The sequence below is a fragment of the Desulfotomaculum sp. OF05-3 genome, from assembly GCF_003435535.1.
Taxonomy (GTDB): Bacteria; Bacillota; Clostridia; order Lachnospirales; family Lachnospiraceae; genus Pilosibacter; species Pilosibacter fragilis.
Map to the genome: position 1 here is coordinate 135358 of NZ_QWGO01000003.1, position 21662 is coordinate 157019.

Consider the following 21662-nt stretch of genomic DNA (forward strand, 5'->3'; position numbering starts at 1 on the left):
TTTACAGCGGAATAGCGCTGCAGGACACGCAGGGCGGTGTGCGGATCACTTCAAAAGAAGTGAACTGGACACTGATACAGGACGAGATCAGAAAGGGGCAGCAGACATGAAGGTTGACAGACACAGTAAGATCGTGGAGCTGATCGGAAAATATCAGATCGAGACGCAGGAGGAGCTTGCGGAGTATCTGAAAAAGGCCGGATATCATGTGACACAGGCGACAGTATCGAGGGATATCCGTGAACTGAAGCTCACGAAAGCTCCTGGAAAAAATGGCCGCCAGTGCTATGCGGTCATGCAGCATCAGAAAGATTTTGGCGAGAAATATATCCGTATTTTCAGGGACTGCTATGTGTCCATGGACATGGCACAGAATATTCTTGTGATCAAGACGGTTTCCGGTATGGCGATGGCAGTCGCTGAGGCACTGGATGTGATCGGTTTTCATGAGATCGTCGGATGTGTGGCCGGAGACAATACGATCATGTGCGCGGTGCGGACCGTGGATGACACGATCATTCTGATGGATAAGCTGAAGAAGATCATTGAAGGAAAGTAACTGTTCAGTAGGTCTGCGCATTTACTGCGCTGAACGTAAGAAAACTTAGAATGGATTTTTGCGCGTAACTGTGCACTGAACAGTTACGGGGGAAAATAGGTTTTGAACCTTTTGGTTTAAGGCAGAATATTGTAGAAATATTGAGCCCTGCGGAGCAGAAACGGGATAATTACCTGGTTTTGCTTTGCAGGGGTTTATTTTTTTATGGAAGCAGAACTAGAAGAGAACAGTTGTTCGAAAAAACGCTGGACAATCGAACGTATGTGTGGTATACTCGTTTTATCAAATCGAACAAATGTTTTATCCTTATAGAGGGAAAGCGAGGGAACAGGATGCTTGTTGGTTTACATGTAAAAAATCTTGCTCTGATCGAGCAGGCAGATGTAGAATTTGGAAATGGTCTGAATATCCTGACCGGTGAGACCGGAGCCGGAAAATCGATCATCATCGGCTCTGTTGCCCTGGCGCTGGGCGCAAAAGCTTCAAAAGATATGATAAGACGCGGAGAAGAATACGCGTATATTGAACTTATTTTTTCTGTGGATGACGAGAAAAAACGGGAAGAATTAAAGAGAATGGATGTCTGCCCGGACGATGACGGTCTTTTGATCATCTCAAAAAAGATCACACAGACGAGAAGCATCAGCCGGATCAATGATGAGACAGTAACGACCGCGCGTTTAAAAGCTGTGACCGGAAAACTTCTCGATATCCATGGACAGCATGAACATCAGTCTCTCCTTCATAAGCAGAAACATCTGGAGATTCTTGATGAATATTCCTGGAGAGAGACAGGAAGCCTAAAAAGAAATGTGGCAGAGAGTTACCGGAGATATCTGGAATTAAAGGGAAAGCTTGACGGATTCTCTCTGGATGAGGAAAGCCGGAAGCGGGAACTTGATTTTGTGAGATTCGAGATCGATGAGATCGAGGATTCTGCATTAAAACCGGGCGAAGAGGAAGAACTTGCGGCGAAATTCCGTAAATTTTCCCATAGTCAAAAAATTATGGAAAGCTTACAGGGAGCTTATCAGGCGGTAGATGGGGACGCGATCGGGCGTGCGTACCGTGAGATGGAAAGTGTGGCATCCTACGATGAAAGGCTGTCCGGGATCGCTGCGGGTCTTTCTGACGCGGAAAGTATTTTATCGGATATCTGCAGGTCGATCTCGGACTATATGGATGAGATGGAGTTTTCTGGGGAAGATTTTAAAAAGACGGAAGAACGTCTGGATCTTGTCCGTGGAATTATGGCAAAATACGGAAACAGCGAGGAAGCTGTCTTAAAGAGTCTGGAAGAAAAGAAAAAACGACTTGAGGACTTGGAAAACTATGCGGAACTGGCGTTTGCCGCAAAAGCCGAGTTTGAGGAGCAGAAGCGGGTTCTGGGACTTCTCTGCGGACGGCTCTCGAAGGAGAGAGAAAAAGCAGCAAAGATTCTGGAGAACCGGATCACGGAGGAGCTTGAGGATCTGAACTTCCTTCATGTGGAATTTCGGGTAGATGTACACCGGACCGATCACTTTACGGCAGCCGGCTCCGACGAGGTGGAATTTTTGATCTCCACAAATCCGGGAAGTATTCCGCCAAGGCCGCTGGGGGAAGTTGCTTCCGGCGGTGAACTTTCAAGAATTATGCTGGCGATCAAGACGGTCCTTGCGGACACGGACGATATTCCAACTTTGATCTTCGATGAGATCGATACCGGTATCAGTGGACGGACAGCCCAGAAGGTATCGGAGCGCCTGTCCTATATCGGAAAAAAGCACCAGGTACTCTGTATTACCCACCTTCCGCAGATCGCGGCAATGGCGGATACGCACTTTGAAATAAAAAAATCTGTGGAGAATGGTGTGACTGCGACGAAAATCAGAAAACTAACAGAGAAGGATGAGGTGGATGAACTCGCAAGACTCCTAGGCGGAGCTGAGATTACGGAAAAAGTACGGGAAAATGCCGAGGAGATGAAACGTCTGGCAGAGGAGACGAAGAATCACAGAGCTGTACTTCAAACAGCGGGATGAATCGGCAGAATGAGAAAAAACTGACAGGGTGAAAATAAAAAAGCATCACATAATAGGAGAGGAGCAAAAAAGCTGCCTCTCCTTTTTTTATAACGGTTTCTGTGACGGCTGGGAATGACTGTCTGATAAAGTGGAAACGATAAAAGGGAAGCGGCAGCTTCGGAAAACTGCAGTGCAGGCGCGACAGCGGCGTTGCAGATAAAGAATGAATAAAGGAGGAGCTGCCATGATGAAAAAAGAATCGTTTCGACGGATCCTGATCCGGATATTCTGGATTTCTCTCGTCTTTACAATCGGATTTTCCTGGGTCTATATCCGGTATGCAGTGCCGGATCGGCTGAATCTGGTGGTCAATGAGGAAGAAGTCTTTCATTTTGCTCTTCCTCCCGGAGTGACCTTTGAGAGTGACAGCGAGGAGGTTGTCCTGAAGAATGCTTCAGAAATCCCGCAAGGAATGATCCGGATCGAACGCCCGGATGCAGTCTCTATGTATGGGAAAAATGAGGGAAGCTACCGGGTTGGAATGAAGTTCCTGGGACTTATCCGGATGAAAGACATTCAGGTGGAGGTGGTGGATGGATCTTATGCGATCCCCTGTGGAATGCCGGTGGGAATCTATTTAAAATCAAAGGGCGTTATGGTGATCGGGACGGGGCAGGTCACAAATGATACGGGAAACGTTGTGGAACCTGCTTATGGGCTTTTAAAGTCCGGAGACTATATCCAGACGGTGGACGGAGAAGATCTGGAAGATAAAAATGATCTGGTGGACGCGGTGAGCGCGTCAGACGGAAAGACGCTGGCGCTCGGAATCCGGCGTGATGGTCGCAGGATCGAGGTCGATATGACACCGGTTCTTGCGGAAGACGGAAGCTATAAGCTTGGTGCCTGGGTCAGGGATGATACTCAGGGAATCGGAACCATGACTTATGTGGATATGAACGGAAATTTTGGTGCTCTTGGGCATGGAATCAGTGACAGTGATACCGGGGAACTGGTGGATATTGAAGGTGGGGAACTCTACGAGACCCAGATCCTCGGGATCGAAAAAGGCCAGACCGGAAAGCCGGGAGTCATGTCAGGAGTGATCTATTACGGAAAAGGAACAAAACTGGGGGAAGTGAAGGAGAATACGGCAGAGGGAATCTACGGAACCGTAAACAACCATTTTCTGGATTCAATAAAAACCGATGCGATTCCCGTCGGCTTCCGACAGGATACTCACAAGGGAACTGCGTACATCCGAAGCAATGTGTCCGGGGAAGTAAAAGATTATGAGATCGAAATTCAGAAGGTGGATTACGGCAGCATTCAGAAAAATAAAGGCCTGGTTCTCCGTGTTGTGGATGAGGAACTTTTAAATTTGACAAGCGGCATTGTTCAAGGTATGAGCGGTTCACCAATTATCCAGGACGGAAAACTTATCGGGGCTGTGACCCATGTGTTTATCAACGATCCGACGAGGGGGTATGGGATCTTTGCGGAGAATATGATCTCGCATTGAGCGGGTACAATTTATGGTAAAGGTATTTAGAGCTTATAGGGGTTTAACAGAAAGTGAGCAGAGGGGAGCTGGACACAGGGGGGTATCGTTGTGAAGGAGCTCATATCCGTGTGAACAGTCATTTATGCCAGCGTTTGCAGGAACGTGCTTAACAGGTTCGCCGGGATCTGCCCTGGCGCAGATGCCTTTCCTGCGGTTCCGAAGGTCACGCAGGAGCCGACGAGCTGACCGCAGATACGGCTGATGACGCCGGTGGGGCTCATGGACATGGTGATCACCGGGGTATCACTGTGCTCCTCCTTCATGGTCAACGTTGCGTCAAGCAGTGTCAGGACATCCCGCTCACACTGCGGCATCACCGCGAATTTCACGATATCAGCGCCCAGGGACTGCATCAGGCAGAGATTGCTTATGATGATGTTCTTATCCGGCGTTGCGGTAAAGTCATGGCGGGAAGCGACGACCTTCACACCGACCCGGTGGGCTGCCGCGACGATTGTTTTCATCGTCTCTTCCCCGCGGGAGAGCTCCACGTCCACGAGGTCAATAAGACCGCTGTCGATCACGGCGAGGATCGTCTTCGTGTAGGTCTCCGTATCGATCTCCATCATTCCGCCTTCCACTCTGGTACGGATCGTGAAGAGCACCGGAATATTTCCTAAAGCATTCCGGAATAAGGTCATTGCCTTGGTCCGGACTTCGGGATCTTCCATACCGGTGTAGAAGTCCGCACGCCATTCGATCAGGTCGAACGGAGTATTCCGGATCAGATTTACAGATTTTTTCAGGTCATCGAGATTTGTATCCGTAACTGGAATGCAGATCTTCGGCATTCCGTCTCCCAATTTTACATTTCTTACTTTTACAATTGCTCCCATAAGCGGTTACTCCCCTGTTTCTATATGATTGATGTAATATCCGGTCATGCGTTATATAACGCACATCTCGCAGAAAGAATGCCGGTGCTTTGTATTCCAAATCGGCAAAGCCTGCGAGGCGTGATCCGCTATGTCCATAGTATAAAGACAGGAGAGAGAAAAGTCAACACTTATGCGCGTTAAAGTTTAAAAATTTAAAGCAATATATTAACAGGAACGATCAATTCCTGCCGATCAAGCAAACTCATCGATCGATCGCAAAGGTGTGCAAAGAATTGTTAAAATAATATCATATAGATTCACAGGAAAACTGTCTTATTCCTGCATTTCACACATCAATTTTTACCATTCATACACGATTTTGTGCAGTTTGCACGAACCCCATTGTATCAGGGTTATGTTTACGTTAAAATTTAGACATGAAATGTGAAATATTTATAAAGAATATGAAGCATTTGAAAAGTGGGTATGTAATGATCCGGGTGGGACCGGATCGTTACGGGTAAACAAAAAGAAGGAGAGGTAAACAGTATGAGATTAGTGAAGAGAATCACAGCAGCAGCTATGGCACTCACAATGACAGCAGCTCTTGCAGGATGCGGCAGCAGTTCCGGCAGTACATCTACAACAGCAGCTGACACAACAGCGGCAGCCGTAACTGAGAAAGCGGCGGATGGTTCCAGCGCAGAGGCGGGCAGCACATCCGTGAGCATTGACAGGGCGAAAGAGTTTGTCACAGTCGCAACCGGTCCTACGAGTGGTATCTACTACCCGATCGGCGGCGCATTTGCAACCGCATTAGGAAATGCAGGATATAAGACATCCGCACAGGCAACCGGCGCTTCGGTTGAGAACATCAACCTGATCTTAAACGGTGAGGCAGAGCTTGCAATCGCAATGCAGGACTCCGTCGTACAGGCGTATGAGGGCTTTGGTGCGTTTGAGAAGGCAGAGCCGGATCTGAGAGCCATGATGAGACTCTGGCCGAACTACGTACAGCTCGTAACCGTAGCAAGCACAGGCATCAAGAGCGTTGAGGACTTAAAGGGCAAGAGGGTCGGTATCGGTGCTCCGAACTCCGGTGTTGAGTTAAATGCGAGAATGATCTATGAAGCATACGGCATGACATATGAGGATAGTGATGTTGACTACTTATCCTACGGTGAAGCGATCGACCAGATGAAAAACGGCCAGTGCGACGCGGCATTCGTTACCTCCGGTCTTCCGAACGCAACCGTCAGCGAGCTGGCATTCAGCTACGATATGGTGATCGTTCCGATCGACGGCGAAGGCAGAGATAACCTGATCGAGAAGTATCCGTTCTTCTCCGCAAGCACGATCCCGGCCAATACATACAACAACAAAGAGGACGTGGAGAGCGTATTCGTTTACAATATCATGCTTGTAAATAAGGACGTATCCGATGACATGGTCTACGATATGCTTGACTGCATCTTCTCCGACGATGGAATCGCTACCATCAAGGCATCCCACAACACAGCAGACAAGAACATCGATGTTTCCTTCGGTGTTGACGATGTAAAGATCCCGCTTCATGACGGTGCTGCGAAGTGGTGGCAGGATCACGGTTATGAGACTCCTGAGAACTAAATTAAAAATCCTGATTCCGGTTCTTCTGGTAATCACAGCAATCTCTGCTGCCGTATTTATACGGCAGCAGAAAAAAATTCTGGTGATCGAAGAGCTTGAGACCGGAAACGTATACCGGGAGATCCCGGTAAAGACCGGTGACGAGCTTTCCTTCCAGTGGGAACATTCCTTTGAGCATATTCCGTGGTACGAGTATTACGAGATACAGAAAGACGGAAACTTCATCCTCCACACTATCGCGGTCGCGGGCTTCGGTGCCGGGATCCCGGCGGAGATGGACTGCAAATACCGCTACGAAGACGGACTCGTCTACATGGATGAGATCGAAAGCGTCTTTCCACAGTTCAACTGGATCAATTCCCAGACAGCCCTGAAGAATATCAAGGTGAATGGCGAGCTCCTGATTCAGGGCTCTGACATGCCGCATCACGTAAAAATGGTGCTGAGGATCCGGAATGGTTTCGAAAAATAAGAAAAGGAAACTGCTGAAGAAACACCGACAACAACTCTGACAACGAAGGGAAGGGAAATCTGTATGAGCGAAAAAGAGAAAAACATCGTCCCCAGTACAGCGGAAGCAGAGATGAGCGAGGAAGAAAAACAGAAACTCCTCGAGCAGTTTGATAAAGAGAGCAAGACGAGAAAGTTCGGATCCCCGGTATTAAAGAAAGCTTACCGGGTATTCGCGATCATCGTTACCTTATATCATCTGGTTTTCGCATCCGGCCTTTACATGCCGGAAACATTAAAGCATCGTTCCATCCATGTCGGCATGATCCTGATCCTTGCCTTCATGCTTTATCCGGCCACGAAAAAAGCGAGCCGCAAAGTGATCGCGTGGTATGATTATGTATTTATTGCATTGTCAGCCGCAGTTCCGATCTATATGTGCGTAGATTATGTAAACATCATCAACCGTGCCGGAAAGCCGGACATGATGGATGTCGTGATCGGTACACTCTTAACCCTGGTCGTTCTGGAGGCAACGAGACGTGTCTGCGGCATGGCTCTCCCGATCATCTCCATTATCTTTATGATCTACAGCTTAATGGGGACAAAGCAGGGACTCATCCCGATCGATGTCCCGGGCATTTTCCTCCACAGAGGATACACATGGCAGAAGTTAATGAGCCACTTCTTCTCGAACACGGAAGGTATTTACGGATCGTCAGTCAATGTTGCGTCCACCTACATCTTCCTCTTCATCGCCTTCGGTGAAGTCATGAACAAGTGTGGTATGGGTCAGTTCTTCAACGACTTCGCGAACGCCATCGCGGGCGGCACAAAGGGCGGCCCGGCAAAGGTAGCGGTCGTTGCTTCAGGTCTTCTCGGAATGATCAACGGTGCAGCCGTAGCCGTCGTTGTTACGACCGGTTCCTTCACGATCCCGCTTATGAAAAAATCCGGCTATGACGACGAGTTCGCAGGCGCCGTTGTTGCGACCGGTTCTGTCGGTGGACAGCTGATGCCGCCGGTTATGGGTGCTGCCGCATTCATCATGGCAGATACGCTCGGCATGAAATACAATGAACTTCTTTTATCCGCGATCATCCCGGCAGTCATCTACTACATGGGCATCCTGTTCCAGATCCAGATGAGGGCTGAGAAGATGGGAATGCAGGGAACCCCGAAGGATCAGCTTCCGAAGATGTCCCAGGTCATGAAGGAGTACGGTCATCTGGCACTCCCGATCATCTTCCTCGTTTACATGCTGTTCTTCTCCGGAAAGACGGTTATCATGGCTGCGTTCTATACGATCGTATTCACGATCATCGTGGCGCAGTGCAGAAAGAATACGAGAATGACCTTCCAGGATATTCTTGATGCGATGGTAGCGAGCGCGAAGTCTACCGTATCCGTAGCGATCGCCTGCGCCTGCGTTGGTATCATCGTTGGTTCCTGCTCGATTACAGGTTTCGCCCTGAATATGGCAAATACCATCATCAGCATCGGCGGAAAGAGCCTGATGTTCACACTGGTATTCACAATGATCACCTGCATGATCTTAGGTATGGGTCTTCCGAGTATCCCGTCCTATATCATTACATCTACGATCGCAGCTCCGGCTCTGGTACAGCTTGGTATCCCGGCCCTGGTTGCCCACATGTTCTGTTTCTACTTCGCAATGTTCGCAAACCTGACACCGCCGGTTGCCCTTGCAGCTTTTGCGGCAGCAGGTATCGCAGGCGGAAGTCCGATGAAGACAGGATGGGCATCCGTAAAGCTTGCGCTTGCAGGATTCATTCTTCCGTACATGTTTGTATACAATACAGACCTTCTGCTGCTTGATACTCCGCTTGCAAAAGCGATTCAGGTTGCAGTAACTGCTGCAGTTGGTGTATTCTTAATCAGTACAGCAGTCGAAGGTTTCCTGTTCACAAAGGTCAGCATCGTATTGAGAATTGCCAGCCTCATTGGCGCTTATCTCCTGATCGACAGCGGTCTTGTGACAGATATCGCAGGTATCGTGATCTGCGCAGTTGTATTCGTATTCCAGAAAGCAGCTGCAAAGAAGAGTGCACCGGCGGCAGCGTAGACCTTCATAGATAACCGGTGAACACACAGGGACTGCTGCAGAAAATTTACTGCGGCGGTCCCTGTTTTTCTATATGTGTCTGTTAGAACACACCGGGTCAGGCGTCGGACAGTTGTGATCCATGCTGCGCGCAGATTGCAATAACCACTGCGGACAGATATAGAAAAACAGGGATCGTCAGAGACAGGAGGAAACAACATGCTGCTTGATGTTATTTACAGTATCTGCTTTAACATCTGCCTATTGGTAGTGCTCGCCTTCATGATGACGAAGATGGACTTTGTCCAGAGACTTCTATTAAATGAAGAGGGCGGAAGTGAGGAAGGAAGAGGAGAGAGCGTCTGGCAGAGGCTCTGGGAAAAGGTGCTTCTCGGTGTAATCTTCGGCGTCTTCTGCATCATCTCTGATTACATTGGGATTCAGGTGACAGGGGCGCTGCCGAATGCCCGGGTGATCGGTGTCCTGTCCGCCGGATTTCTGGGCGGTCCTGTCTCCGGCTTTATCACGACAGCGATTGCGGCGGCTCACCGGTATCTGATCTTCCCTGAGCGGATCTCCACGGTGGCCTGTGTGCTCTCCGCAATCATCCACGGGATCATCGGTTCCTTTATCGGCTGGAAGAAGAAGGAAAACCGCCAGTACTCGAATACATTTCTGCTTGGAGTCACGTTCATTTCCGAGATGATCCATATTGTTCTGATCCTGCTGCTCACCCGACCGTTTGATGCGGCCGTTGAGATCGTAAAGATCGTGATCGTTCCGATGGTGATCATCAATTCCGTCGGCATGGTGATCTTCTTTAATGTTTTTAAATCGATCTTCAACACGGAGGACTTGAAGGTTGCGTCCAAGGTCTCCCTCGCAATGAGAACCGCCGAGCGGTGTACCCCGTATCTTGGCTCTGTGGAGAAGGACCGGAAGACGGCGGGAAAGATCATCGACATTATTATGGAAGAGTACCACTGTCAGGGCGCGGCACTGATCGATGACATGAAATTTTTGGCAAGGAGCGGGGCATTTTCCAGTATCGTTCTCACAGAGAACAATTATCCGAGACTTTTATCTGCAACAAAGACCTTCAAGACAACGAGGATCAGCCGCGTGCCTTTACCGGAGGACGGATTTTATCCTCTTTATAAGGAGAATGTGATCATCTCTGCACCGATCCTCCTCGATGAGGGAAAGGTTCTGGCGCTTGTGATGCTGGTGAAGAAAAATGCCTATTCCTATCGGGCGGATATTGAATTTGTCACGGGACTGGCGAATCACTTCGCGATGCAGATCAAGCTCTCGGAGATGGAGAAACAGAAGGAAGAGCTGAGAAAAGCGGAGCTTCGGACCCTGCAGTCCCAGATCAATCCGCACTTCCTGTTCAATTCTTTAAATACGATCTCCTACTTCTGCCGGGAAAAGCCGGAGAAGGCGAGGGAGCTCTTGCTGGCACTGAGCTCCTATTTCCGCAGCATGCTGGAGGATACCGATTATATGGTAACTCTTGACACGGAACTTGAGCATGTAAAAGCCTATACGATGCTTGAGGAGGCGCGGTTTGAAAAACGTCTCTCGATCGAGATCAATGCGGATCCGGAGGCGCTGCGAAGCTGCGTGCCGAACCTGATCTTACAGCCCATCGTGGAGAATGCGGTCCATCACGGGGCAATGCAGAGGGAAAAAGGAGTCGGAAAGGTCATCGTAAACGTAAAACGGGAGGAACGGTCCACGAGGATCGACGTGATCGACAACGGACCGGGAATGGACTACCGGATCGTCCAGAGCCTGTACGGCGGGGAAAAAGTGGAACACACAGGAATCGGAATGATGAACGTGCAGCAGAGACTGATCTCCTTATACGGAAAGTCCTACGGACTCCAGATCGTGACAAGTGAAGAAGGGACGGACGTGCGGATGAACATTCCGGACAGCGCGGCTGGAAGCGCGCAGCAGGAGAAAACGCCAGGCTGACGATCTTCTGAAAGAACAGATGACAGCAGCCTGCTGTTTGGAACAGCGGCGTTTTTGACAGAACATGGGAGGCATGAGGTATGAGAATAGCAGTAGTTGACGATGAGCGCCCGGCAAGAAGCGAACTTAAATATCTGGTGGAACAGTGTGAGCCGGAGGCGGAGATCGCGGAGGCCGACGGAAGCGAAGAATTTCTTGCAATGCTGGAAAATGAGACCTTTGATGTGTGTTTTGTGGATATTAATCTGGGTGGAATGAACGGCACTACGCTGGCATCCATGATAAAGAGAAAGCAGCCGGACACGCTGATCATCTTTGCCACTGCGTTCCAGGAATACGCGGTAAAGGCCTTTGAGATCGGGGCGGTGGATTATCTCTTAAAACCCTTTGACTATGAGCGCGTCAAACGGGCGATGGAGCGGGTCCATGAACACATAAAGGAAAAGGCCGCCGGTCCCGGATATGAAATCGGGAAGATCATGGTGAACGTGGGCTCCAGCTTTCAGGTTGTTGACGTGGCGGATATCGTGTTCATCGAGACGGAAAAGCGTTCCTGCAAGATCCATATGAAGGACGGATCCTTCTATCTGCAGAACGAGTCATTGAACAATTATGAGACCCACCTGAAAAAGAGCCGGTTCTTCCGGATCCACAAGAGCTACCTGATCAATCTGGATTATGTGAAGGAGATGCAGGTGAGCTACAATAACGGATATTGTGTGAAGATGAAGTACTATGATGCTGAGGCATTGCCCATCGGTCGGACCCAGGTAAAGGAATTCCGGCAGATTTTTGAAAAGTAGGAATAATCAGAACAGTAAAGCAAATATTGAAAAATAAAGATCCCGCCAAAAGCCAGGACGTACAGATATTGTACAGAGGAAGGTTTCGGCGGGATCTTTAAATATCACAAAAAATTCACATACCTCCCTTGACATTGAATATTTGATATGTTACATTACATATAGAACAGTGAGGTGGTGAATATGTCATCGACAAAGAGAGATTATTATGATGTGCTGGGCATCTCGAGAGACGCGGATGCTGCGGCAATTAAACGTGCATATAGAAAATTGGCAAAGAAGTATCATCCGGACTCCAATCCTGGCGATAAGACGGCGGAGCAGATGTTTAAGGATGTAAATGAGGCTTACGACGTTTTGAGTGATCCAAAGAAGAAGAAGCTTTACGACCAGTTCGGACATGCTGCCTTTGATGAGACGGCAGGTTACGGACAGGGCGCCGGAGCAGGTGCCGGTGGTTTTGGCGGTTTCGGCGGCTTCGGAAACGGTGCCGGCGGAGCATACCGGTCTGGATCCTTCCGCTCCGGAGATGGAACATATCATGAATTCCATTTTGAGGGCGGTGACGGGGATGATATCTTCGGTGATCTGTTTGGAAATATGTTTGGCGGCAAAGGAAGAGCTGGCAGCGCTGGCTTTGGCGGTTCCGGCTTCCATGGCTTTGGCGGCGGAAATGGATTTTCCGGTTCTGGATTTTCTGACCGCGGCAACGACTTAAATGCGGAGGTCCAGATAACCTTCGATGAGGCCGTTCATGGCTGCGAAAAGACCATCACGATCCAGAACCCGAACCAGCCTGGCAGCAGACCGCAGACCCTGAAGGTAAAGATCCCGGCAGGCATCGAGACCGGAAAGAGCATCCGGCTTGCAGGTAAAGGAATGCCGGGAACCGGCGGTGGTGCCGCGGGCGACCTGCTTCTCAAGATCACAGTCGGTGAGAAGCCGGGCTGGACGAGAAAGGGCATGGATGTCTACAGCGATGTGGAAGTTCCGTTCACCACGGCCGTCTTCGGCGGTGAGACTCTTGTCCACACGTTATATGGCGATGTGGTCTGCAAAATCAAAGCCGGAACCCGCTCCGGTACAAAGATCCGTCTCCGCGGCAAAGGTATCGTCTCCTTAAAAGACCCGTCACTCCACGGTGACCAGTACGCCGTCGTAAGAATACAGGTTCCGGATGACTTAAGTCCGGAGGCAAAGCAGAAGCTTAAGGAGTTTGAGGATATCTGCAGGCGGGATGGAAGATTCCATGCGGCATAAATAAAGAAAAATTAAAGAGATCCGGGATCCCATCATGTATGGATGGTCTCCCGGATCTTTTTGATGAATATGGATAATTATTTCCCAAAAGAATCAATGTATTCTTTCGCAGTGATCTGATCCAGATCAAAATTTTTACATATTTGTTCCAGAATAGTATCATCGCTTAAATGGAATTCTCTTCCCATGCGAATCATTGCTAATATTCCTTTTTTCTGTCCAATTTCGATTCCCTTCTTCTCACCAATTTCAATTCCAGTAGATAAAATACTCATACGTGCGACCTCCCATTCTTCATTTTGCTTAACCTCAGCTACTATCGCATCGAGTGTTTTCAATCGTTCGTCCAATATCGTGATCTCCGGATTATCAAGCGTAGAATTCTTACAGTACTGAAGAAAACTCACAAGCTCATCCCGTCCATTCTTGCTGGTCATATTTAAAAATATTTTCTTAGTTCCATCTTCTAACTCCATCTCGGGAAACTCATGACACCGCTCAGTAAACGTATACATTGCGCGGTCTTTCCCGAAAATATCCTTCTGAGTGATAAATGTCACGATCGTTGAAGGCAGATGGCGGTATTTTGTTTTCCTTCCGGACTTCAGTATCGGACTGTCCAAAAGTCCCTGATAAAACCTTGATCGCTTTCGCACATCATCGATGTCTGAGTCATTCTGCATTTCCGTCGCAAAATGCCGGGAATCCTCAGATACCGCCCATGCATCCAGCCGGATGCCCCGTTCTCCTTTTGCGTTAAGTACAACTTCCTCCACATGAACCTGATTCAGCTTTAGATCAGGCTCCCCTAAAATAATACTCAGCACGCATTCATGTGCCTTTTTGCGCTTCATGACCGCCAGAAATAAGGCAAAATCACTGAGATTTACTTTCGAAGGATCAATGATATCCGCATACTCCGCCGGAATATCATAAGCATAATGATTCTGTTGTTTCATACCAGACCTTCCTTTCCTGAGATTAGGCAGGAAAGTGCTTCTTTCGACTCCCTGCCAGATGATTTTGGTGTTTTAGCAAAGAGTCTTCAGATGCCGAATCCGGCTTAGATGATATTAGATAATAGAATTCATTAGAAACCTTGCTTAAATGTATCTTAACATGGTGCTTTTGGAAAAGCAAGGGAGTCCGGTATAAAAGAATTATAAAGAAAAAAGAGCAGGACTCCCCCAAAGGAATCCTGCTCTGATACAATTCACACGGTTAATTATTTGATCACATGGATCCAGCCTTCCGGTGCCTCGATGTGGCCCATCTGGATGCCTGTTAATGTGTCGTAGAGCTTCTGGATCACCGGACCCATTTTCTCCATGCCGCTCGGGAAGCAGATCTCGTTGCCGTGGTCTACGATCTTGCCGACCGGGGAGATAACAGCAGCGGTACCGCAGAGACCGCACTCAGCGAAATCTTTTACTTCTGTAAACGGAACCGGACGCTCCTCTGTCTTTAAACCGAGGTAATGCTCAGCAACGTAGAGGATGGAGCGGCGTGTGATGGACGGAAGGATAGAGTCGGACTTCGGTGTTACGACTGTGCCGTCTTTTGTAACGAAGATGAAGTTTGCTCCGCCTGTCTCCTCAACATAGGTTCTTGTAGCAGCGTCGAGATACATGTTCTCATCATAGCCCTGTTTGTGAGCATCAACGATGGCATGTAAGCTCATTGCGTAGTTTAAGCCGGCTTTTACATGACCTGTTCCGTGAGGTGCTGCGCGGTCGAAGTCTGTGACACGGATTGTGATCGGCTTAGCGCCGCCCTTGAAGTACGGGCCGACCGGTGTACAGAAAGCACGGAACTGGTACTCGGATGCCGGTTTCACACCGATTACCGGGTTTGTACCGAACATATACGGACGGATGTAAAGAGTTGCGCCGGAACCGTACGGCGGAACGAAATCAGCGTTTGCCGCAACCAGCTTTGTGATCGCGTCAATGAAGCGCTCCTTCGGGAACTGCGGCATCTCAAGTCTTGCTGCGGAGTTCATCATACGCTCAGCGTTTAAGTCCGGGCGGAAGGTTACGATGTGGCCGTCTTCTGTTGTGTATGCCTTTAAGCCCTCGAAGCAGGTCTGTGCATACTGGAATACACATGCACACTCGTTTAAGGTGATCATATCATCAGTTGTAAGAGTTCCCTCATCCCAGGAACCATCTTTGAAGTTGGATACATATCTGTAATCAGTTTTGATGTAACCGAATCCGATATTGGACCAGTCGATATCTTTCTTTGCCATTGGAAATTCCTCCATTCTGCCGTCTGACCGGCATTGTATTTTTTGCCGCCGGGGTCGGACGGTAATGTCTTTTTACTGCGGTACTGTTTCGATGTAATGAACAGTTACCGTGTTTTCTATTATAAGTACTTAAGATTTATCCTGCAAGTTCTTTATGGCAAAAAGATGAAAAAAATATGGGAAAATGGGAGAAATAATGCTACAATATAACCTTAAGGAATAAAGAATATTCCGCAGATTTATTCAGCATGCCCGCAGAGGCCAGACGCCTGCTATAAGAGTGAGTGAGGGAGCTGTAACTGGCGGACATGTAGCCGGAACCTTTCGGGGCAGACAGACGGATACCGGAGATGTGCGGAAAAGAAAAAAGCTGGGGAAAGGCAGAAATAACAATGGAACAAAAGAAAAACAGACTGCACTACGCCTGGTTCATCCTTGCGGGCTGCTGCATCCTGCAGGGGGCGACTCTGGGACTCATCAACAACTGTGCCGGTGTCTTTTACTCCCCGATCTGCAAAGAGCTGGGATTTGAGCTGGGAAAACTTACGATGTACCGGATGCTCTACTGCATCAGTTCTGCTTTGGCGCTGCCATTTGTGGCGACAAGCTTTCGGAAACATGATGTGCGGATCGTGATCAGCATTGCAGCTGTCATATACGGAGGCTGCGCGACCCTCATGGGTACCTTCCATGAACTGTGGCAGTGGCATTTGACAGGCATCATTCAGGGAATTGCCTCGTCCTTCGTCTGCATGATCCCGGCGCCGATCATTCTTGGAAACTGGTTTAAGAAAAAGACCGGAATGGCGGTGGGAATCTCCGCGGCGTTCTCCGGTCTCGTCGGCATGATCGGCAGCAGCTTTCTTGGAATGGCGATCCCGGCATTCGGATGGAGGGTGAGCTATGTGGCGGTTGGAATCGTCAGTACCGCGCTGGTCCTCCCGATCTCCCTGTTCATTCTCCGCTATAAGCCGGAAGAGATGGGACTTCTGCCGTACGGGGCAGAGAATGTGGAGCAAAGGGCTGTATCAGGTACATCAGCGCCTGCATCCGTGGAAAACGGGACCCCGATAAAAGAATTGCTGCGTCAGCCGGAATTTTATATTGCCGTAGGTGCATACTGGACCAGTGTGTCATGCGCGTACCTGAATTCCTTCCTGACGCCCTGTGGGATCGCAGCCGGCCTTACGCTGCAGGCAGCGGCCATGATGACGAGCATCTCCCTTCTCGGAAATATGTCCAGCAAGCTGATCCTCGGAAAGATCAGCGACAGCCTTGGGATCATCAGGACCTTTGAAGTTTCGATTGCGCTGGCGTTTCTTGGACATGTACTGCTGTTTGTCGGTTCTCCGGAGACGGTGATGGCGGGCTCCCTGTTTTATGGTGTGACACTTCCCCTATCATCCGTCATGATGCCGCTGTTCTGCAGGATCTTCTGGAATGGTGAGACCTATAGTACAGCATATGCCTATTCCACCATGGTGGGAACGCTTCTGGGAGCGCCCTTCAACATGTGGTTTGGAACCTTTTATGATATAACGGGAGATTACAGGCTGACCATCGGAGTGAGCGCGGCGATGCTTGTTATGTTAACATTCCTCATCATTCTTGAGGGTGTTCGTCTGAACCGGGCGAAGTCCGGAAAGTCTCCTTCGCAAGCTCGATAAAGGCGTCCATCTCACCGGTGTGCCATTTGTCTTTGTGATAGAGGACCTGCCGGTAGAGTTCCATGTGAAAATCCTTTACCGGCAGGATCGAGAGGATGCCGGATTCCACTTCATGCCTTACGGCAAACTCCGGGAGAAATGAGATCCCGGCGTTCTGCTTCAACATATTGATAATGAATTCAGTGTTTCCAATTTCCAGGAAAGGCTTGATCTCCTTTCCGAGAGATGCCAGACACCGGTCAAGAACGAACCGGTAGCTGGCATTTTTTTCGGTCAGGAGGAACGGGTGGCTGATGACCGAGGCAAGGTCTGTGGGATCATTTTTTGCCAGCGTGTGGACGGAGGAAGAGACAAAGGAAATATTTTCCGGCGCTTCCAGAACTTTTATAAAACGCTTGTCGTCAATGGGCTGGTCGAGGAGATAGACCAGATCGATAGAGTTCTTGTTCATGCGGTCCAAAAGAACATCCGGGGAGTCCAGAACGATGCTCACGGAGACGTTCGGGTAAAGCTGATGGAATTTCTTTAAAAGATCCGGAAAGATGGATTCACAGATGGATTCAATGGTTCCGATGGTGAGGTCACCGGAGAGCTCTGTGGAGGCGGAAACAGCTTTTTTCGCGTCGGCGACGGTGCCAAGGATCGTCACGGCATAGCGGTAAAAGATCTCCCCGTGATGGGTCAGGACCGTCTTTTTTCCGAGACGGTCAAAGAGATGGATGCCGAGTTCCTCCTCTAACTGCTTGATCTGGACCGTGACGGCGGCCTGGGAATAGCCTAACGCCTCGGCGGCTTTTGAAAAACTCTGCTTTTGCGCGATCTGTAGAAACGTGCGGATTTCTCGAAGTTCCATGGCGGATTCCTTTCTGCCCTATAAAAATTTATAAACGATCTGTTTAAAACGTTCAATTTTACTTTTAGCACTTCTTATGATACGCTAAGAATATAGAAATTGCAAGAAAATAGCAGGATAGAATGCGAATTTTCAGGATGTGAGACTCGGAGTCATGAATGGCAGGCGGAAAAAGTGATCCGATCGGCAGAAAAGAACGGAGAAAGGACGGATACAATGGAGAAAAGCGATATCAGATATCAGGCATATGTGAGTATTCTGGAAGAGGAGCTGAAGCCGGCGATGGGATGTACGGAGCCGATCGCCATCGCTTACTGCGCGGCAGTCGCGAGGGAAGTGCTCGGCGGACTCCCGGAGAAGGTGAAGGTAGGAGCCAGCGGCAGCATGATCAAGAACGTAAAATCCGTGATCGTCCCGAATACGGATCATTTAAAGGGAATTCCGGCGGCGGCGGCGGCAGGAATCGTTTCAGGTGATCCGAAAAAGGAACTTGAGGTCATAGCGTCTGTTACAAAAGAGCAGATCACGGCGATGAAGGAATTCCTTCAGACGACCCCGGTGGAAGTGGAACATATTGATAACGGCATCACCTTTGATATTATTGTGACACTGACACGCGGAACAGATACCAGCATGGTCCGCATCGCAAATTATCACACGAATGTGGTACATATTGAAAAGAACGGAGAAGTCATCAGGGATATCCCGGTGAATGGTGAGGAGGAGGAAGGTCTTACGGATCGCTCACTGCTCAATATGGAGCATATCTGGGACTTTATCCATACAGTGGATGTGAACGATATCAGAGAGGTTCTGGAGCGCCAGAAAACTTACAATATGGCAATCGCCAGAGAGGGAATGCGTGGGCAGTATGGATCCAACATCGGCGCACTTCTTCTCGATATGAACGGAAATGATGTCCGTACACGGGCGAGAGCCATGGCGGCAGCCGGATCCGACGCACGAATGAACGGATGTGAGCTTCCGGTTATCATCAACTCCGGCAGTGGAAATCAGGGAATCACGGCTTCTGTTCCGGTCATCGTATACGCAACGGAGCTGGGAGTCGATGAAGATACCATGTACCGGGCGATGGCACTCTCAGATCTCACGACGATCCACCAGAAGACGCCCATCGGAAGACTTTCCGCCTACTGCGGTGCAGTCAGCGCGGGTGCGGGGTCCGGAGCGGGGATCGCGTATCTCTCCGGAGCGTCCTATGATGAGGTGGTACACACCGTGATCAATGCGGTAGCCATTATCTCCGGTATGGTCTGTGACGGCGCGAAAGCGTCCTGCGCGGCAAAGATCGCTGAGGCGGTGGACGCGGGGATCATCGGCTACTATATGGCAAAGCGTGGTCAGAACTTTGATGACGGTGACGGAATCGTGACGGCCGGGATCGAGGCGACGATCCGCAACGTGGGACGTCTCGCAAAAGAGGGAATGAAGGAGACGAATGATGAGATCATCAGCATTATGATCGGGAGCTGAGGTCTGTCATCCCGTGTGAATTAAGATATGAAAGTATGGTTTCGGAGTGTTGTCCAGGTGACGGCACTCCGCTTTTGATGTATAAGGTTTTTTCTGTGAGAAATAACCTTAGTTTGATAAAGAATAACAAAGAAGTGGAAAGATATGGCAAAAAATGATACATTATATACAAGAAAAGCCGCGGGAATGTGCGGCTTTCAGAAATTCTTTTCAGCAGTGATGCGTGGGAAGAGAGATAGAAAAATGAGGGAGGGAAGAACATGAGCTATGATATCAATCTGAAACATCTGGAATACTTCATCAAGGTGGCGAGACTTGGTTCCATCAACAAGGCGGCCCAGATGCTCTATGTTTCCCAATCCCATCTTGGAAAGATCATTCATGACCTGGAGGAGACCGTTGGAGCGCCGCTCTTAAATAGGAGCCGTCAGGGCGTGACTCTGACTCCCGAAGGAAATGAGTTTTTGGAGCGGTCGGTACGGATCTTAAAGGAAATGGAAGAAATGCACCTGCGGCCTTTAAAAGAGATGGAGAAGACAGAGCCCCTGGCGGTGTCCATGACAAAGTTCTCCCATGTAATGGAGAGTTTTATCACTATCGTGAGACGTTACCAGGATCAGCCGGAATTCACCCACCGCCTGTATGAGGGGCAGTTGGAGGATGTCATCGAGGATGTGGTCTCCGGGCGGGCCGACATCGGAATTTTCCATTTCGACAGCCAGAGACATGAGGAGATCCAGGTGATGGCGGCGGCAAAAGGCCTTACATATCGGTTCCTCTCCTATGTGGAACCGCAGATCGTGATCTCAAAGGATCATCCGCTCGTCCGGGAGAAGAAGCCGATGACGAGGGAGAATCTTGCGAATTACGGATTTATCCGCTATATGGGGCTGTATGACGATATTCTCTCCAATATCCTCGGACCAAATGAGGATGGGGGAAGTACGGGAAAGAAGAAGGAGATTTATGTGACAGGGCGTGCGACGCTCATGAACCTGATCTCACAGACGGATTTTTACAGCATCGGAATCCATGACTTTGACAAGCAGCTGTCGGATTTCCGGGCAGTTTCCGTGCCGATTCCGGGGTGCGAGGTGAAGCTGGAATTCGGGTATGTGACACTTGCGGATGTGCCGATCTCCGGGATCGGGGAAGAGTTTTTGAAGGAAGTAAGAGAGCGGCTTGAGAGGGGACAGGACGTTTAAAATAAGAAAAAAGCACGGAAAATGTGCTGACAGGAGTTTCCTGCGAAGTATGGAAAGTGCGGCAGCAGGAGTGAAAGGTCATATAGGAAAGGAGTAAACAAAAGTTATGTTTCAGGATCTGATCAATGAGGCGCTGGAAACGGGACGCCCATACATCAAAGAGGGGGAGGTTGCGACGTACATTCCGGAGCTTGGAAGAGCGGACAAGAATAAGCTCGGAATCAGCATCTTCTGCCGGGATGGAAGCCGGTTCTCCTGCGGGGACACGAGGGATCGGTTCAGCATCCAGAGTATTTCGAAGGTTATCAGCCTTGCGGTAGCCCTTGAGGTCTGCGGGTTTGACATGGTGTTTGAGAATGTGGGGATGGAACCGTCGGGGGACGCCTTCAACTCCCTGATCAAGCTTGAGGGATCTAACAGCCATCCATACAATCCGATGATCAATTCTGGAGCAATCGCAGTGGCGAGCTTTATTGAGCCGAAGGTATCGTTTGAGGAGATGCTGAAGCTGGCGAGATGTTTCTGTCAGGATGACGGGATCGTTCTGGATGAGAAAGTCTACGGTTCAGAGATGTCAACGGTGGCGAGAAACCGCGCCATCGCCTATCTTTTAGAGAGCAAGGGCGTGATCAATGGAAATGTGGAGGAAGCGCTGGATTTCTATGTGAAAATGTGCTCGCTGAGCGTCACGGCGGAAAGCCTTGCGGGATTGGGACTTCTGCTCGCGAATGACGGAGTGGATCCATCCGGAAAGCGGCTGCTGAATTCCGATACCGTGAGAGTCGTGAAGACGATCATGCTGACCTGCGGCATGTATGACGGGTCCGGGGAATTTGCGGTCCGCGTGGGGATCCCGTCGAAGAGCGGTGTCGGCGGCGGGCTGCTCTCTGTTGTTGACGGAAAGATGGGGATCGGAATCTATGGTCCGTCCCTGGACGCAAAGGGAAACAGCATTGCGGGGAGAAAGATCCTGCAGTTCCTTTCCTCACAGATGAAATTGCATATTTTTGCGAAGAAAGACTGAGCAGTTTTTTGATGAAGGGTAACAGTTCATC

General features: G+C 49.4%; 17 protein-coding genes. 13 read left to right on the plus strand and 4 right to left on the minus strand.

The genetic code is table 11. From position 1 onward, the window contains the following. Positions 1-106: 106 nt before the first annotated feature. The 3 genes from argR to spoIVB all read left to right on the plus strand — a co-directional run bounded on the left by argR (position 107) and on the right by spoIVB (position 4087). Positions 107-559, plus strand: a complete 453-nt coding sequence (gene argR / locus DXA87_RS03185) for an arginine repressor (protein ID WP_021905435.1) — start codon at positions 107-109, stop codon at positions 557-559. 332 nt (positions 560-891) lie between these two features. Next, positions 892-2583, plus strand: a complete 1692-nt coding sequence (gene recN / locus DXA87_RS03190) for a DNA repair protein RecN (RefSeq protein WP_117503211.1) — start codon at positions 892-894, stop codon at positions 2581-2583. Positions 2584-2809: 226 nt separating this feature from the next. After that, entirely contained in the window at positions 2810-4087 is a 1278-nt protein-coding gene (gene spoIVB / locus DXA87_RS03195) for a SpoIVB peptidase (RefSeq protein ID WP_117503212.1), read from the plus strand. Positions 4088-4209: 122 nt separating this feature from the next. Here the strand turns inward: spoIVB and aroD are convergent, their stop codons facing one another. Then, positions 4210-4965, minus strand: coding sequence for a type I 3-dehydroquinate dehydratase (aroD, locus tag DXA87_RS03200; RefSeq protein WP_117503213.1), 756 nt, complete (start codon positions 4963-4965; stop codon positions 4210-4212). A gap of 531 nt (positions 4966-5496) precedes the next feature. Between aroD and DXA87_RS03205 the strand changes: the two genes are divergently transcribed. From DXA87_RS03205 to DXA87_RS03230, 6 genes are all read left to right on the plus strand, one after another. Then, positions 5497-6576: a TAXI family TRAP transporter solute-binding subunit gene (locus tag DXA87_RS03205; protein WP_242990658.1), complete on the plus strand. Its 1080-nt coding sequence runs from the start codon at positions 5497-5499 to the stop codon at positions 6574-6576. Then, a complete protein-coding gene (locus DXA87_RS03210; RefSeq protein ID WP_117503214.1) occupies positions 6557-7048 on the plus strand; it encodes a DUF1850 domain-containing protein in 492 nt (163 codons plus the stop codon). Before DXA87_RS03205 ends, DXA87_RS03210 begins: the two co-directional genes overlap by 20 nt. Before the next feature lie 63 nt (positions 7049-7111). Beyond that, a complete protein-coding gene (locus DXA87_RS03215; RefSeq protein WP_117503215.1) occupies positions 7112-9112 on the plus strand; it encodes a TRAP transporter permease in 2001 nt (666 codons plus the stop codon). 198 nt (positions 9113-9310) lie between these two features. Next, on the plus strand, positions 9311-11074 hold the full coding sequence (locus tag DXA87_RS03220; RefSeq protein ID WP_117503216.1) for a LytS/YhcK type 5TM receptor domain-containing protein: 1764 nt from the start codon (positions 9311-9313) through the stop codon (positions 11072-11074). Between the two features lie 80 nt (positions 11075-11154). Next, positions 11155-11877 (plus strand): LytTR family DNA-binding domain-containing protein, encoded by a 723-nt coding sequence (locus DXA87_RS03225; protein WP_117503217.1) that lies wholly within the window; start codon positions 11155-11157, stop codon positions 11875-11877. Positions 11878-12060: 183 nt separating this feature from the next. Further along, a complete protein-coding gene (locus DXA87_RS03230) occupies positions 12061-13137 on the plus strand; it encodes a DnaJ C-terminal domain-containing protein (RefSeq protein WP_117470333.1) in 1077 nt (358 codons plus the stop codon). Between the two features lie 77 nt (positions 13138-13214). On the opposite strand, the gene DXA87_RS03235 is transcribed toward DXA87_RS03230, so the two are convergent. Then, entirely contained in the window at positions 13215-14096 is an 882-nt protein-coding gene (locus tag DXA87_RS03235; protein ID WP_015553733.1) for an Rpn family recombination-promoting nuclease/putative transposase, read from the minus strand. A gap of 266 nt (positions 14097-14362) precedes the next feature. Beyond that, complete coding sequence (locus DXA87_RS03240; protein WP_117484394.1) at positions 14363-15388, minus strand: branched-chain amino acid aminotransferase; 1026 nt, start codon at positions 15386-15388, stop codon at positions 14363-14365. A 392-nt stretch (positions 15389-15780) separates the two neighbouring features. Here DXA87_RS03240 and DXA87_RS03245 point away from each other — a divergent pair, with 392 nt between their 5' ends. Beyond that, a complete protein-coding gene (locus DXA87_RS03245) occupies positions 15781-17055 on the plus strand; it encodes an MFS transporter (RefSeq protein ID WP_158553001.1) in 1275 nt (424 codons plus the stop codon). On the opposite strand, the gene DXA87_RS03250 is transcribed toward DXA87_RS03245, so the two are convergent. Then, complete coding sequence (locus DXA87_RS03250) at positions 16991-17908, minus strand: LysR family transcriptional regulator (RefSeq protein ID WP_117503219.1); 918 nt, start codon at positions 17906-17908, stop codon at positions 16991-16993. The two genes, DXA87_RS03245 and DXA87_RS03250, sit on opposite strands and share 65 nt — an antisense overlap. A gap of 216 nt (positions 17909-18124) precedes the next feature. Here DXA87_RS03250 and DXA87_RS03255 point away from each other — a divergent pair, with 216 nt between their 5' ends. The 3 genes from DXA87_RS03255 to glsA all read left to right on the plus strand — a co-directional run bounded on the left by DXA87_RS03255 (position 18125) and on the right by glsA (position 21631). Beyond that, entirely contained in the window at positions 18125-19402 is a 1278-nt protein-coding gene (locus DXA87_RS03255; RefSeq protein WP_117503227.1) for an L-serine ammonia-lyase, iron-sulfur-dependent, subunit alpha, read from the plus strand. A gap of 260 nt (positions 19403-19662) precedes the next feature. Next, a complete protein-coding gene (locus tag DXA87_RS03260) occupies positions 19663-20607 on the plus strand; it encodes a LysR family transcriptional regulator (RefSeq protein WP_117470338.1) in 945 nt (314 codons plus the stop codon). A 106-nt stretch (positions 20608-20713) separates the two neighbouring features. Next, positions 20714-21631, plus strand: a complete 918-nt coding sequence (gene glsA, locus DXA87_RS03265; RefSeq protein ID WP_117503220.1) for a glutaminase A — start codon at positions 20714-20716, stop codon at positions 21629-21631. Positions 21632-21662: the final 31 nt, after the last annotated feature.